This window comes from Paraliomyxa miuraensis (assembly GCF_026337845.1).
Lineage (GTDB): Bacteria > Myxococcota_A > Polyangia > Nannocystales > Nannocystaceae > Paraliomyxa > Paraliomyxa miuraensis.
Genome location: NZ_JAOVZF010000019.1, coordinates 1 through 224 on the forward strand (window position 1 = coordinate 1; position 224 = coordinate 224).

The following is a 224-nucleotide window of genomic DNA, read 5'->3' on the forward strand; positions in this document are numbered from 1 at the left end:
CGAGCCCGTTGGTGATCGTCGTGACGCGGTTGTGCGGCTTGCTGTAGTTGGTGGCGAAGGTGTTGATGAGGTACGGCCAGTCGGTGGGGTTGTCCTCGACGTAGCCGAGGAAGGTGATCTGCGCGCGCTCGTGGACGGCAGGGGCGAGCGTCATCACCTGGAGCCGCGTGGCCGCCTCGGTCCGCTCGCGCCAGGTGGCGTCGTCGGTGTACGCGGGCCACCCC

The 224-nt window shown here is 68.8% G+C and carries 1 protein-coding gene; it reads right to left on the reverse strand.

Translation table 11 applies throughout. From position 1 onward, the window contains the following. The coding region (locus tag OEB96_RS46825) for a hypothetical protein (protein ID WP_266213333.1) at positions 1 to 224 on the reverse strand (224 nt) is incomplete at both ends.